Source organism: Blastococcus litoris (assembly GCF_003075095.1).
In the GTDB taxonomy this organism is placed as follows: domain Bacteria; phylum Actinomycetota; class Actinomycetes; order Mycobacteriales; family Geodermatophilaceae; genus Blastococcus_B; species Blastococcus_B litoris.
In genome coordinates, this window is sequence record NZ_QCZF01000006.1 from 51,858 (window position 1) to 64,609 (window position 12,752).

General features: G+C 73.8%; 15 protein-coding genes. 11 read left to right on the forward strand and 4 right to left on the reverse strand.

Annotated elements, in window-relative coordinates; translation table 11 throughout:
• Nucleotides 1-12 precede the first annotated feature (12 nt).
• From DCS98_RS13875 to DCS98_RS13900, 6 genes are all read left to right on the forward strand, one after another.
• Entirely contained in the window at nt 13-1,734 is a 1,722-nt protein-coding gene (locus DCS98_RS13875; RefSeq protein WP_116451980.1) for a RecQ family ATP-dependent DNA helicase, read from the forward strand.
• Nucleotides 1,735-1,816: 82 nt separating this feature from the next.
• Entirely contained in the window at nt 1,817-3,460 is a 1,644-nt protein-coding gene (locus tag DCS98_RS13880; protein WP_116451981.1) for a carbamoyltransferase family protein, read from the forward strand.
• Nucleotides 3,461-3,630: 170 nt separating this feature from the next.
• Nucleotides 3,631-4,062, forward strand: a complete 432-nt coding sequence (locus DCS98_RS13885; protein ID WP_116451982.1) for a DUF4383 domain-containing protein — start codon at nt 3,631-3,633, stop codon at nt 4,060-4,062.
• A 136-nt stretch (nt 4,063-4,198) separates the two neighbouring features.
• The gene (locus DCS98_RS13890) at nt 4,199-4,507 is read left to right on the forward strand and encodes a DUF3040 domain-containing protein (protein ID WP_116451983.1); all 309 of its coding nucleotides are present in this window, start codon (nt 4,199-4,201) and stop codon (nt 4,505-4,507) included.
• 43 nt (nt 4,508-4,550) lie between these two features.
• A complete protein-coding gene (locus DCS98_RS13895) occupies nt 4,551-5,762 on the forward strand; it encodes an acyl-CoA dehydrogenase family protein (protein ID WP_116451984.1) in 1,212 nt (403 codons plus the stop codon).
• Nucleotides 5,763-5,802: 40 nt separating this feature from the next.
• Nucleotides 5,803-6,177 (forward strand): DUF1801 domain-containing protein, encoded by a 375-nt coding sequence (locus DCS98_RS13900; RefSeq protein ID WP_164704568.1) that lies wholly within the window; start codon nt 5,803-5,805, stop codon nt 6,175-6,177.
• A gap of 10 nt (nt 6,178-6,187) precedes the next feature.
• On the opposite strand, the gene DCS98_RS13905 is transcribed toward DCS98_RS13900, so the two are convergent.
• Complete coding sequence (locus DCS98_RS13905; protein WP_116451986.1) at nt 6,188-6,388, reverse strand: hypothetical protein; 201 nt, start codon at nt 6,386-6,388, stop codon at nt 6,188-6,190.
• Nucleotides 6,389-6,553: 165 nt separating this feature from the next.
• On the opposite strand from DCS98_RS13905, the gene DCS98_RS13910 reads away from it, so the two are divergent.
• Both DCS98_RS13910 and DCS98_RS23050 read left to right on the forward strand, forming a co-directional pair.
• Nucleotides 6,554-7,066: a SigE family RNA polymerase sigma factor gene (locus tag DCS98_RS13910; RefSeq protein WP_116451987.1), complete on the forward strand. Its 513-nt coding sequence runs from the start codon at nt 6,554-6,556 to the stop codon at nt 7,064-7,066.
• Entirely contained in the window at nt 7,063-8,457 is a 1,395-nt protein-coding gene (locus tag DCS98_RS23050) for a hypothetical protein (protein ID WP_164704569.1), read from the forward strand. Before DCS98_RS13910 ends, DCS98_RS23050 begins: the two co-directional genes overlap by 4 nt.
• 4 nt (nt 8,458-8,461) lie before the next feature.
• On the opposite strand, the gene DCS98_RS13920 is transcribed toward DCS98_RS23050, so the two are convergent.
• Both DCS98_RS13920 and DCS98_RS13925 read right to left on the reverse strand, forming a co-directional pair.
• Nucleotides 8,462-8,671, reverse strand: coding sequence for a hypothetical protein (locus tag DCS98_RS13920; RefSeq protein ID WP_116452247.1), 210 nt, complete (start codon nt 8,669-8,671; stop codon nt 8,462-8,464).
• Between the two features lie 29 nt (nt 8,672-8,700).
• Nucleotides 8,701-9,243, reverse strand: coding sequence for a GNAT family N-acetyltransferase (locus DCS98_RS13925; protein ID WP_206340267.1), 543 nt, complete (start codon nt 9,241-9,243; stop codon nt 8,701-8,703).
• 72 nt (nt 9,244-9,315) lie between these two features.
• On the opposite strand from DCS98_RS13925, the gene DCS98_RS13930 reads away from it, so the two are divergent.
• Genes DCS98_RS13930 through DCS98_RS13940 form a run of 3 tightly spaced genes read left to right on the forward strand, consistent with a single transcriptional unit; the run spans nt 9,316 to nt 10,937 of the window.
• Nucleotides 9,316-10,209, forward strand: a complete 894-nt coding sequence (locus DCS98_RS13930; RefSeq protein ID WP_116451988.1) for a DNA/RNA non-specific endonuclease — start codon at nt 9,316-9,318, stop codon at nt 10,207-10,209.
• 40 nt (nt 10,210-10,249) lie between these two features.
• Nucleotides 10,250-10,537, forward strand: coding sequence for an ArsR/SmtB family transcription factor (locus tag DCS98_RS13935; RefSeq protein ID WP_116451989.1), 288 nt, complete (start codon nt 10,250-10,252; stop codon nt 10,535-10,537).
• Nucleotide 10,538: 1 nt separating this feature from the next.
• Nucleotides 10,539-10,937 (forward strand): VOC family protein, encoded by a 399-nt coding sequence (locus tag DCS98_RS13940; protein WP_116451990.1) that lies wholly within the window; start codon nt 10,539-10,541, stop codon nt 10,935-10,937.
• Between the two features lie 68 nt (nt 10,938-11,005).
• Here the strand turns inward: DCS98_RS13940 and DCS98_RS13945 are convergent, their stop codons facing one another.
• Nucleotides 11,006-12,571, reverse strand: coding sequence for an LCP family protein (locus tag DCS98_RS13945; RefSeq protein WP_116451991.1), 1,566 nt, complete (start codon nt 12,569-12,571; stop codon nt 11,006-11,008).
• Nucleotides 12,572-12,752 lie beyond the last annotated feature (181 nt).

Below are 12,752 nucleotides of genomic sequence, written 5' to 3' on the forward strand. Positions count from 1 at the left end.
GAGTGGGAGCCGGTGCCTCCCGCTGCCCCCGCGGACAACCCCGCCGGTAACTCCGCTTCCGTCCGCACCCGCCGGATCCGCGAGTTCGCCCGCGACGTCCTGGGCTTCGAGGAGTTCCGGCCGGGCCAGGAGGCGGCCATGCAGTCGGTCGTCTCGGGCCGCGACACCCTCGCCGTGCTCCCGTCCGGCGCCGGCAAGACGGCGGTCTACCAGGTCGCGGGGCAGCTGCTCGACGGCCCGGTCGTCGTCGTCTCGCCGCTGATCGCCCTGCAGCGCGACCAGGTCGACCGGCTGGCCGAGATCGAGGACCGCGCCGGCCGCGCCGCCCAGCTGAACTCCACCCTGTCCGCCGGCGACCACCGCGAGGTGCTCCGGTCGCTGCAGGACGGAACGGTCCGCTTCGTGTTCCTCGCCCCGGAGCAGCTGGCCAGGCCCGACGTCGTCGAGGCGATCGGGGAGGCGAAGCCGGCGCTGTTCGTCGTCGACGAGGCGCACTGCGTCTCCGCCTGGGGCCACGACTTCCGGCCCGACTACCTGCGCCTCGGGGGCGTGATCGAGCAGCTCGGGCACCCGACGGTGCTCGCGCTCACCGCCACCGCCGCGCCGCCGGTGCGCGCGGAGATCGTCGAGCGGCTGGAGATGCGGGACGCGCAGGTCGTGGTGGCCGGCTTCGACCGACCCGAGATCCGGCTGGAGGTCGACCACCACGCCGACGCACGGGGCAAGGAGCTGGGCGTGCTCGACCGCGTCCTGACCGAGATCGGCGAGGGCCGTGGCCCCGGGATCGTCTACAGCGCGACGCGGCGCGGCACCGAGGAGATCGCCGGCGAGCTGGTCGAGCGCGGGCTCCGGGCCCGCCACTACCACGCCGGACTGAACAAGGGGGACCGCGAGGACACCCAGCGGGCCTGGATGGACGACGAGCTGGACGTCGTCGTCGCCACGACCGCGTTCGGCATGGGCATCGACAAGCCCGACACCCGCTTCGTCATCCACGCCGAGCCCGCCGACTCCGTCGACAGCTACTACCAGGAGATCGGCCGTGCCGGGCGGGACGGCCGGCCCGCCCTCGCCGTCCTCGTGTACCGGCAGGAGGACCTCGGCATCCGGCGCTTCTTCGCCGCCGGTGCCCCGGCGGAGGAGGAGCTGCAGCAGGTCGCCGGCCTGGTCCAGGCCGCGGCCGCCGCGGGCATCGAGGACGGCGTCGACGTCAAGGACCTGCGCGAGGAGACCGGCCGGGCCGCGACGCCGCTGGCGCGCGACCTCAACCTGCTCGAGCAGGTGTCGGCCGTCGTCCTGGACGAGGACGGCGCCGCCCACCCGGCCGCGGGCGCCCCGGCCCCCGGTGAGGCCGCCGCGGCGGCCCGCGAGCTCGCGGAGCACCACGAACGCGTCGACCAGAGCCGCGTGGAGATGATGCGCGGCTACGCCGAGACGACCGACTGCCGACGCCAGTTCCTGCTGGGCTACTTCGGCGAGCAGCTCGACGAACCCTGCGGCAACTGCGACAGCGACACCTGCAGCGGCACGGCCGAGGAACGCGCCGCGGCCGTGGAGGCGCGGGCACACACCCCCTTCCCGGTCGAGACGCCGGTCGAGCACACCGAGTGGGGTGCCGGCGTGGTCATGCGCGTCGAGGACGACCGGATCACCGTGCTGTTCGACGAGGTGGGCTACAAGACGCTCGGCCTGGCCGCCGTCCTCGAGCACGACCTGCTGCGCCCCCGGGGCTGAGCCTCGACCTGCGCGGCCCGCACAACCCACTGATGATCACCACAGCGCCAGGACACCCCGTCCGGCCGGGAGGAGCAGCACCGTGAAGGTCCTGGGCATCAACGCGATCTACCACGACCCGGCGGCGGCCCTCGTCGTCGACGGGAAGATCGTCGCCGCCGCGGAGGAGGAGCGCTTCAGCCGCCGCAAGCACGGCAAGCGCCCGGTGCCGTGGAGCGCGTGGGAGCTGCCCGAGCTCTCGGCCGCCTGGTGCCTGGCCGAGGCCGGGATCTCCCCCGAGGACCTCGACGCCGTCGCCTACTCCTTCGACCCCGCCCTGATGGGCACGCCCGAGGAGTCCGGGCTCTTCGACGACGGCGACGTCATGCGCAAGATGTACGCGGAGAAGGCGCCGCAGTTCCTCGCCGACGTGCTGCCCGGCCTGGACCCGGCGAAGGTCCGCTTCGTCAAGCACCACGTCGCCCACGCCGCCTCGGCCGGCCTGGGAGCCCCGACCGCCGACAACTCCGTCCTGGTGCTCGACGGCCGCGGCGAGGCGCACAGCCACCTCGCCGGCCGCTACGTCGACGGCCGGCTGGAGATCCTGGCCGGCCAGGCGCTCCCCCACTCCATCGGCCTGCTGTACGAGGACCTCACCGACCACCTCGGCTTCCTGCGCAGCAGCGACGAGTTCAAGGTCATGGCGATGGCCTCCTACGGCAAGCCGCGATTCCTCGGAGAGCTCTCCGAGCGCATCGTCGCCACCGAGGACGGCGGCTTCCGGACGCCGAAGATCGACTTCTCGGAGTACGCGCCGCGGCTGACCAAGGGCGACGACTGGACCTCCGACCACGCCGACCTCGCCGCCAGCGTGCAGCAGCGCGTCGAGGAGGTGCTGCTCGACCTCGCCCGCTGGCTGCACGAGCGCACCGGCGACAGGACCCTCACCCTCGCCGGCGGCGTGGCGCTCAACTGCGTGGCGAACACCCGCATCTTCGCCGAGACCCCGTTCGAGCAGGTGTGGGTGCAGCCGGCCGCCGGCGACTCGGGCACCGCGCTGGGCGGCGCGCTGCACGTGGCCCGCGACCTCGGCGAGCGGACCGAGCCCATGCCCGGTGCCGACCTCGGCCGAGGGTGGTCGGACGAGGAGATCGAGCAGGTGCTGCGGACGGCGGCGATCGAGTACGAGCGCCCGCGCGACGTCGCCGACGCCGTCGCCGAGGTGCTGGCCGGCAACGGCATCGTCGCCTGGTTCCAGGGCCGCAGCGAGTACGGCCCCCGCGCGCTCGGGCACCGCTCCCTGCTCGCGCACCCCGGCTACGAGGCCAACCTCGAGCGAATGAACGACGTGAAGGGCCGCGAGCAGTTCCGCCCGGTGGCACCCATGGTGCTGGCCGAGCGGGCGGCGGAGATCTTCAGCCGCGGCCCGATCCCCTCGCGGTACATGCTCTTCGTCCACGACGTCGCCCAGGAGTGGAAGGAGCGCATCCCCACCGTCACCCACGTCGACGGGACGGCGCGCATCCAGACCGTCGACAGGGCGGATGAGCCCCTGGTCGCGCGGATGCTCGAGTGCTTCGAGCGGCGGACCGGCCTGCCCGTCGTGGTGAACACCAGCCTGAACACCGCCGGGCGGCCGATGGTGGACGACCCCCGGGACGCGTTGGAGTGCTTCGGCTCCGCCCCGGTGGACCTGCTGGCGATCGGCCCGTTCGTCGTCCGGCGCACCCGCTCGACCCTGGGCTGAACCGCCCGGGGCCGGCGCGCGAACGCCTTCCGGACAACCCCGGCGGACGGTGACGTCTCGGCGACGGCTGTCGCCCGTACGGGGGAGATCCGTTACGCGCGATCTTTCTGCGGGTACCGGAACAGCAACCCCCGCCGGGACCCCGGCGGGCTCATGTTCGGGAGGACACCATGGCCGCAACTCCGGGCAACACCGCTACGGGCAGGACCGTCCCCGAGATCCTCGGGCTCGCGTTCGGCGCCGTCTACCTGCTAGTCGGGATCGTCGGTTTCTTCGTCACCGGCTTCTCCGACTTCTTCGCCCACGACACGGGCAAGAACCTGCTGTTCTTCGAGATCAACGGCATGCACAACGTCGTGCACATCCTGATCGGCCTCGCCGGTCTCGCCCTGAGCCGCACGCTGGCCGGTGCCCGCACCTACGGCTGGCTCCTGGCCGTCGGCTACGGCGCCGCGTTCATCTACGGCCTCATCGCCATCGGCAAGGACTGGGACTTCCTCAGCATCAACGGTGCTGACAACGTCCTGCACATCGCCACCGCCCTCGTCGGCCTGGTGATCGCCCTGCTGCCGGTGCGCAACGCGGTCGACAGCCGCCGCTGACCCCACCGCCCGGCCACCCGGCCGGACACCCGAGAGCCGGGTCGCGCCTCCCGAGGGGGCGCGGCCCGGCTCTCGTCGTCTTCCCGCGGAGCCGCCCGCGGAGGACACTTCCCGCAGCAGGGGGAGGGGGTCCGCGATGGACGACGACCCGGTCCTGCGCGAACTGGGCGAGGAGCTCGCCCGCGACGACCCGCGCCTGGCCGCGCTCCTGGGGACGGCGGCACTCCCGGCGACGACCCGGCCGCGCCGGCACCACGGCCGGAACCACGGCCGGCACCGCGGCCGGCTGCTCGTCGTCGCGGTCCTGCCGGTCGTGCTGGCCGTGGCCCTGCTCGTCCCGCCGACCGTCGCCCTGGGTGCGACGGCGATGCTCCTCGCCGTCGCCTCCCCGCTGATCGCCTGCTGGTTCGTCTCCGACGGAGGATCCGCACCGCACGCCCGCTGACCCCCGATGCGACGGCGGTCACGTCCGCGGTTACGTTGCGGGCATGGACTTCGCTCTCTCCCCCAAGGCCGAGGACGTCTGCGCCCGCGCGTGGGACTTCATGCGCGAGCACGTGTTCCCCGCCGAGCCGGTCTACGACGCGTGGCGGGCCGAGCGCGGCCACAACAACCACGAGCACCCGCCGGTCCTCGAGGAGCTGAAGGCCGAGGCCCGCAAGCGCGGCCTCTGGAACCTGTTCCACCACGAGCTCGGGGGGCTGTCCAACCTCGAGTACGCCTCCGTCGCCGAGATCACCGGCTGGTCGCCCACCATCGCCCCCGAGGCGATGAACGTCGGCGCGCCCGACACGGGCAACATGGAGACGCTGATGCTCTTCGGCACCGACGAGCAGAAGCAGCGCTGGCTGGAGCCGCTGCTCGAGGGCGAGATCCGGTCGGGCTTCGCGATGACCGAGCCCGACGTCGCCTCGTCGGACGCCCGCAACATCCAGACGTCGATCGTCCGCGACGGCGACGAGTACGTGATCAACGGCCGCAAGTGGTGGACGTCCGGGGCCGCGGACGAGCGGTGCCAGATCTTCATCGTCATGGGGAAGACCGACCCCGAGGGCGCCCCGCACCGCCAGCAGTCGATGGTCCTCGTCCCCCGCGACACCCCCGGACTGGAGATCATCCGCCACCTGCCGGTGTTCGGTTACCAGGACCAGCACGGCCACTCGGAGCTGCGGTTCACCGACGTGCGGGTGCCGGTGTCGAACATCCTGGCCGGCGAGGGCGACGGGTTCATGATCGCCCAGGCGCGGCTCGGCCCTGGCCGGATCCACCACTGCATGCGGGCCATCGGCATGGCCGAGCGGGCACTGGCCCTCATGGTCGAGCGCACCCAGAACCGAGTCGCCTTCGGCCGCCCGCTCGCCGACCAGGGCACCGTGCGCGAGGCGATCGCGCTCTCGCGCATCGAGATCGACCAGGCCCGCCTCTACGTCCTGAAGACGGCGGACCTCATCGACAAGTACGGGGCGAAGGGCGCCAAGACCGAGATCTCCGCGATCAAGGTGGCCGCGCCGAAGGTGGCCCTCGACGTCATCGACCGCGCCATCCAGGTGCACGGCGGGGCCGGCGTCAGCAACGACACCGTGCTGGCGCGGTTCTACGCGAGCGCCCGCACGCTGCGGATCGTCGACGGGCCCGACGCCGTGCACATCCGCGGTGTCGCCAAGGAGGAGCTGGCCCGGGAGCGCCCCTACCGCGGCTGACGGGAGGCTTCCCGTCGTACCCCCCTGCCACGGTGCGGGGGTGCCCCGGGACCCGGCCGTCGACGAGCTCCTCGCCGACCACTCCGACGCCGTCGTCGCGCTCACCCAGCAGCTGCGCGGGGTCGTCCTGGCGGCCCACCCACAGCTGACCGAGCGCGCACGACCGGGCTGGCACTCGGTGAACTACCGGGACCCGGTCGCGGGCTTCGTCTGCGCCCTCTTCCCCGGCGCCGACCGGGTGCAGCTGGTGTTCGAGCACGGCGCCCGCCTCCCGGACCCCGCAGGACGGCTGTCGGGGAACGGGCGCCGGGTGCGCATGCTGGACTTCTCCGTCGGCGACGGGCCCGACGCCGACGCACTGGTGCACTTCCTCGACCTGGCGGTCGAGCTGGGCGCCGCGCTGCGTGCCCGCTGACCCCCCGCGATCAGGGGGCGACGGTGCCGCCCAGGCCCCCACCTGCCAGCTTCGCGAGGAGCTGGGTCCGGTCGAGCCCGATGGAGTCCAGGGCGTCGCCGTCCCGGTCGGTGTCGATCTCGTCGGGGAGGCTCCGCTCCGCCTCGTCCGCGGTGTCGTTGTCGCCCTCGGTGCGCAGCACCCGCACCAGCTCCTGCTTGTCGAGCTTCACCCGTGCCTCCGTCCGTCGCCCTCTCGCGTTCCCGCGAGTGTGGGACGCCTCCACCCCCGCGGCAACGCGAGACGAACGGAACCGCCGCGATCACGATCCGGTCACGACGGCGTTCGTCCCCGGCCCGTGCGGACGTCATAGAGGGTGACGACGGGGGGAGGCCCGGTGGGACCACAGGAGGAGAGCGCCTTCGAGGCGTTCGTCGCCGAGCGCTCGGCGGACCTGCTGCGGACGGCGACCCTGCTGACCCGCGACCGCGGTCATGCGGAGGACCTGCTGCAGACAGCGCTGGTCAAGGCCTACCGCCGCTGGGGACGGATCGAGGGCGACCCCTACCCCTACGTCCGCCGGGTGCTCGTGACCAGCGCCGCGAGCTGGTGGCGCCTGCGCAGCACGCAGGAGATCGTGTCCCTGCCGGCCCACGACCCGGCCGAGCCGGACGGCACCGACGCCGTCGACGAGCGGGAGCGGATGGCCGCCGCCCTGGCCACCCTCCCGCCACGCATGCGCGCCGTCCTCGTCCTCCGCTACACCGAGGACCTCGGCGAGGCCGCCACCGCGGACCTGCTCGGGTGCTCCGTCCACACGGTCCGGAGCCAGACCGTCCGCGGGCTGGCCCGTCTGCGCACCGTCCTCGGCGCTCCCGCGCCCGCACCCATCCTGGAGGAGCTGACGTGACCATCTCCGACAGCGAACTGGAGGCGGGGCTGCGCGACCTCCGGAGCCGTGCCGACGTCATCGCACCCCCGCCCGCGGACCTCGCCCGGCGGACCCGCGAGCGCTACCGCGCACAGCGCCGGTCCCGGACGGCCCTGGCAGCCGGCGGCCTCGTGGCACTGGTCGTGTTCGTCGGCGTCCCCGTGGTCGCCTCGACCCTCGCCGACGCTCCCCGGGGCGAGGTCGCCGGCCCGGCCGGCCGCACCGTCGTCCCGTCCCCGCCGACCGGCCTCTACGCACTCCCCACGCGGGGCAGCCTGGCCGACGACGACGAGTGGCTCGGCGAGCTGGCCGCCGTGGACTGGGACCCCGTGATCCCCGACGGCTACCCGGCGGACCTGGAGGTGCCCGACCCGCCGGTGGACACGCACCGCGTCGCCTACGCCGGTGACGTCACGAGCGGCCGGGTCGCGCTGGTGCTCGGCATGGCCGGCAACACCTACGCCTACGCCTGGTTCACCGGCCCGGCCGGGGCCGACGCGGACGAGATGGTGCTGGCCACCTTCCCGTCGCAGGCCGGCCCGGACACGGTGCTGGCCCTGCGGGACGCCGCCGACCTCTCGGCTCCGACGGTGACCCTCGTCGTCGTCGCCGAGGAGGGGGACAGCGTCGAGGTCGGGCTCACCCCCGTGGTCGAGGCCGACGGGACCGTGCGGTCCGACAGCCTCCCCGTCGACGTCGAGGACGGCGTCGCGGAGGTCGACCTGGACGTGCACGCCTACCTGATGAGCCTCGGCGGCGACGTGCGCGTCCGGACCGGGGCGGGCACGGACCGGCCGTTGCAGCTGGCCGACTCCGAGCGCCTCTCCCCCGGCGCACCCGGGAGCCGCCACGACGAGGTGGCCGCCCTGGACCCGCGCGGCCTGGCGGACCGGACCTGGGCCCAGGCGTCGCTGTGGTCGACCGGCTCGGAGCTGTCCGCCTACGGCCTCGTGTTCGAGGACGCCCGCCCAACCCTCCTGGCGGCGGGGCCGCTGGGGTCGCGGGTGAACCAGTACGGCGAGCTCTACGGGATGACCCACCCCTCGGGCGCGACGAGCACCTGGTTGATCACCTACGCGCCCGACCGCCCCGACGCAGGCGTGACGACGATGCACTTCGAGCCCGCCCCCGCCGGCACGGCCCTGCTCGACCGGGTGATCGCCGTCCAGGCCATGGCGGGGATCCTCATCAGCGCGCCCTCCGGGGTGGCGGCGGAGGTGGTCGACGGCTCGGGGACCGTCCTCGCCACGATGCCGCTGGAGCGCGGGGCCGGTGCGGCGCCCTACGCCGGTCCCGGGGTCGGCGTGACGGTCCGCATCCTGGACGCCGACGGCGACGTGCTGGCGGAGGCACCTCTCGAGGGGCAGTGAGCGGTCAGGCCCGCCCCGACCGTCGGACCAGGAAGCCGCCCACCGCAGCGAGGACGACCCCGAGCACCAGCTGCCCGACGCCGACCAGGGCCTGGTCGCTGGCGAACCAGGTCACCGACGAGACCAGCAGGACCAGGGCCACGCCCAGGACGAGCAGACCGACGAGGCGCTCGCGCCGGGCGTCGCGCGAACCGGGAGGCACGGGAGCCGACATGCCGCCCACCCTGCCAGGCGGGCCGGCGCTCAGAGGCGGCACGCCATGACGATCTCGTCGCGGTCGTCGCCGGGGGCGACCCGGATGGCACCCGGGAGACGGCCGACCTCCTCGTACCCGAGGCCGCGGTAGAACGCGTCCACGCCCGTGCCGCCGCGCGCGGTCAGGTGCAGGAACTCCCACCCCCGGTCCCGGGCGATGCGGTGCACACCGTCCATGAGCACCCGGCCCAGCCCCTGCCCCTGGCGGGACGGGTGCACCTGCACGCGCAGCACCGTGCCCCAGTGCCGCCGCAACGGGCTCAGCGAGCCGACGACGCTGGCGAACCCCGCCGTCCTGCCGTCGACGGTCAGCAGGGCGAGCACGTCCCGGCCCGAGGCGACGCCCTCCAGCAGCTTGTCCAGCAGCGGCACGACGTCGTCCTCGGTCACCGGTGGCACGAACCCGACCGCCCCGCCGGCGTTGGTCACGTCGGTCCAGCAGGTGAGCAGCTCCTGGCGCAGGGTGCCGTCCACCTCGGTGACGGCACGGACCTCGGACACGGGGCTGTCGTCGCTGGGCACGGCGTCCATCTTCCGCGCCGCTCCCGACGGACCGCGCAGGACCTACTGCCGTCGGCGCCCCGGCGGTCCTAGCGTTCCGCCATGACAGATCTGTCCACCTCCGCCGAGGCCCTCCCGACGGCGCAGGACCTGGACGACCGGGCCGGTTACGACCCCGCCTTCCTCGGCCCCGCCGTGCCCATGCCGGCGACCGGCTCGCCGGTGCCGACCGTGCTGCTGCACTACACGCACTACAGCCTGCTGTTCCGCCCCGACCGGCGCTTCGCCGCCGTCACGGCGCACGCTCTGGACGGCGCGAGGCTGTTCTCCCTGGACCGCGACGACGACTGGAACCTCGACCCGCGGCTGGCCGCGGAGTTGCAGGCGGGTCCGGCGGTCTACGTCCGCAACGACCTCGACCGCGGTCATCTCGTGCGCCGCGCCTCGGTCTCGTGGGGGCGCGACCGGGCCGAGGCCCAGCGCGCGAACGTCGACTCCTTCTACTACACGAACGCCGCGCCGCAGGCGGCGAGGTTCAACCAGGGCAAGGACCTGTGGCTCGGCCTGGAGGACTACCTGCACGAGCACGCCGCGACGTTCGACCGGAAGCTCGTCGTCCTGGCCGGACCGGTCCTGGAGGACGGCGACCCGCCCTACCGGGGCATCCGGATCCCGTTGCGCTTCTGGAAGGTGGCCGCGTTCGTGCAGGACGGCGCCCTCGCCGCGACCGGCTACCTGCTGGACCAGACCCCGCTGGTCGACGACCTGGACGCCGCGCTCGCGGGTGCCGCGGCCGCCGGGGAGGCGCCGCCGCTCGGCCCCTTCCGCACGTTCCAGGTGCCGATCGCCGACATCGCGGCCGTGGCCGGCGTCGTGCTCGACCAGCTGGTGCCCGTCGACCGCATGGGCGCCGCCGCCACCGGGGAGGCGCCGCCGCCCGGGCAGGCGAACACCGGCTGGCTGCAGCTCTCCTCGCTCGGGGACGTCCGGCTCTGAGGTCTTGTCAGGCAAGTGGCTACTTGCCTATTGTCCCTCCGTGGGTGACGTGTTCAGGGCCCTCGCGGACCCGACCCGGCGCGCGATCCTCGACGAGCTCCAGGAGCGGAACGGCCAGACCCTGTTCGAGCTGTGCACCCGCCTGATCAGCAGGCACGGGCTCAGCTCGTCGCGGCAGGCGGTCTCGCAGCACCTGGACGTGCTCGAGGCCGCGGGCCTGGTCCGGACCCGCCGGGAGGGTCGCTACAAGTTCCACGACCTGGACACCTCGCCCCTCCGGACGATCACCGAACGCTGGCACCTGCCCGGCGACCGAAGGGACCCCTGACATGCGGATCAACCTGGCCAGCATCCACGTCGACGACCAGCAGAAGGCCCTGCGCTTCTACACCGAGGTGCTGGGCTTCGTGAAGAAGAACGACGTGCCCCTGGGCGAGCACAGCTGGCTCACCGTCGTCGCGCCCGAGGACCCCGACGGCGTCGAGCTGGTGCTCGAGCCGAGCGACCACCCCGCCGTCCGCCCGTACAAGGAGGCCCTCGTCGCCGACGGCATCCCCTTCACGTCGTTCGCCGTGACCGACGTGCACGCCGAGTTCGACCGGCTGAAGGGGCTGGGCGTCACCTTCACCCAGGAGCCGGCCTCGATGGGTCCGGTGACGACGGCCGTCCTCGACGACACCTGCGGCAACCTGATCCAGATCGCGGCGATGAACGAGCCCGCGGCCTGACCCGACCGCTCGACGTCCCGCCCGAGGCGCAAGGCCCCCGGCCTGGGGCGCGCATCCGAGGAGCGGGCTCAGCGGCCGCGGGTGGGCGGCTCGCCGGCGGCCCGCGCCTCCTGCGCCTTGACCGGGTCGTAGGCGCACGCGTCCGCGACGTCCGCCGCGGCGTCCTGGGTCGGGGGCGCCGATCCCGTGGACGGCGCGGCCGACGTGGACGCGGGAGCCGAGGAGGTGGTGTCCTGCGGCTCCTCCGCCCCTGCGGGCTCCTCACCGAGGGACACCGCGACGATCTCGCGCATGAGGTCGTAGTCGGGGTACGCGGGGTCGATCAGGCTTGGGTCGAAGACGACGCTGCGCACGTCGGCGTCCTTGACGAGCAGCCCGAGGTCGACGAAGTCGTCGAGCGCTGACCGCGGGATGTCGGTGCTGACGATGTCCTGCGTCGTCGCTGCCAGGCGCTGGTACTGCCGGAGCAGCGTCACGGGATCGGCAGCATCGATGATCGCGTCGATCGTGCAGCGCTGGCGGTCCATCCGGTCGTAGTCGGTCAGGCCGAACCGTCCGCGGGCGAAGGCGAGAGCGGTGGCGCCGTCCATCTCCTGGTCGGGACCCGGCGCGATGTAGGCGTCCGGCAGCGACCCGGTGCCCGGGTCGCCCCCGACCGGCACGTAGTAGTTGACGTTGACGGTGATGCCGCCGAGGGCATCGACCAGCCGGCTGAACCCGTCGAGGTTGACCAGCACGAAGTAGTCGATGTCGAGCCCCAGCGCCTCGCCGACGCCCAGCTTGAGGAAGTCGGCACCCGGGTCGTCGGTCGGACCGAGGACATCGGGGTGGTCGGCCGGGCCGTTCCGGTAGACGGCGTTGAGCAGGCTCTCGCTCTCGCTGCCGGAGTCGAAGCCGTCCGGGTAGAGCGCGGCGAGCGGGCTGCCGGCCGGGAACGGCAGGTCCTCGAGGTTGCGCGGCAGGCTGAACAGCGTGGTGTCGCCGGTGTCGGTGTCGATGCTGGCCACGATCACGGTGTCGGTGCGCACGCCCTCGCGGCCCTCGCCCCCGTCGCCGCCCAGGAGCAGCACGTTCACCCGCTCCTGGTCGCCGAACGGATCGGGGGTGTCCTCGACGGTGGCAGACTCCCCGTCCTCGTCGAACACCCCGGCGATCAGGTCGCGCTGGGCCAGGGCCAGCCGGGAGGCCCACACGGCCGGCACGGCGATCGCCGCCACGAGCAGGAGGACGACGAACGCGCCGAGGGCGTGCTTCCCGCCGGGCAGCGGGCGGGGCCGCAGCAGCAGGTAGCCGACGACGACGACCGCCACCCAGAGCAGCGCGATCACGGCGATGCCGCCGACCACCCAGAGCAGCTGGTCGGTGTCGACCGCGGTGAGCAGGACGGTGCGCCGGCCGCCCGTGGCCAGCCAGATGCCGGCGCCCACGAGGAGCACGAACAGCGCGAGCGTGACCGCGCCGAGCACGCGGCGCCCGGCCGCGAGGAACGCCGTCCCGGGCACGAGGGCGTTGAGGACGGCCAGCCCGACGGCGGAGCGGAACCGCCGCCGGCGGGCGTGCCGGGGGGCGGTGGGCCGGAGCGCGCTCGCCCCGCCCGCGGGACCGTCGGCAGGGGAGGAGGGACCGGCGCTCACGCGCCTGCCGTCGTTCCGCGCTGCCGGGTCATGGGTTCATGATCGCACCGTTGCGCCGGGAGGGGGTCGGGCGGCGGCCGGACCACCCGTACGACGGAGGCGCGCGGAGGGGTTGCCGGCGCGCAGCCGGGGAACCACCGGAGGACCGCGACCGTTGCTCCAGACGGCGCGGGTCGCGCGT

What these genes read in the sequence shown, in the direction of transcription:
- DCS98_RS13920 (WP_116452247.1), bottom strand. Translation starts at nt 8,671, where the DNA reads ATGTCGGCTCCCGTGCCTCCCGGTTCGCGCGACGCCCGGCGCGAGCGC.
- DCS98_RS13930 (WP_116451988.1), top strand. Translation starts at nt 9,316, where the DNA reads ATGACAGATCTGTCCACCTCCGCCGAGGCCCTCCCGACGGCGCAGGAC.
- DCS98_RS13940 (WP_116451990.1), top strand. Translation starts at nt 10,539, where the DNA reads ATGCGGATCAACCTGGCCAGCATCCACGTCGACGACCAGCAGAAGGCC.
- DCS98_RS13925 (WP_206340267.1), bottom strand. Translation starts at nt 9,243, where the DNA reads ATGGACGCCGTGCCCAGCGACGACAGCCCCGTGTCCGAGGTCCGTGCC.
- DCS98_RS13895 (WP_116451984.1), top strand. Translation starts at nt 4,551, where the DNA reads ATGGACTTCGCTCTCTCCCCCAAGGCCGAGGACGTCTGCGCCCGCGCG.
- DCS98_RS13885 (WP_116451982.1), top strand. Translation starts at nt 3,631, where the DNA reads ATGGCCGCAACTCCGGGCAACACCGCTACGGGCAGGACCGTCCCCGAG.
- DCS98_RS13890 (WP_116451983.1), top strand. Translation starts at nt 4,199, where the DNA reads ATGGACGACGACCCGGTCCTGCGCGAACTGGGCGAGGAGCTCGCCCGC.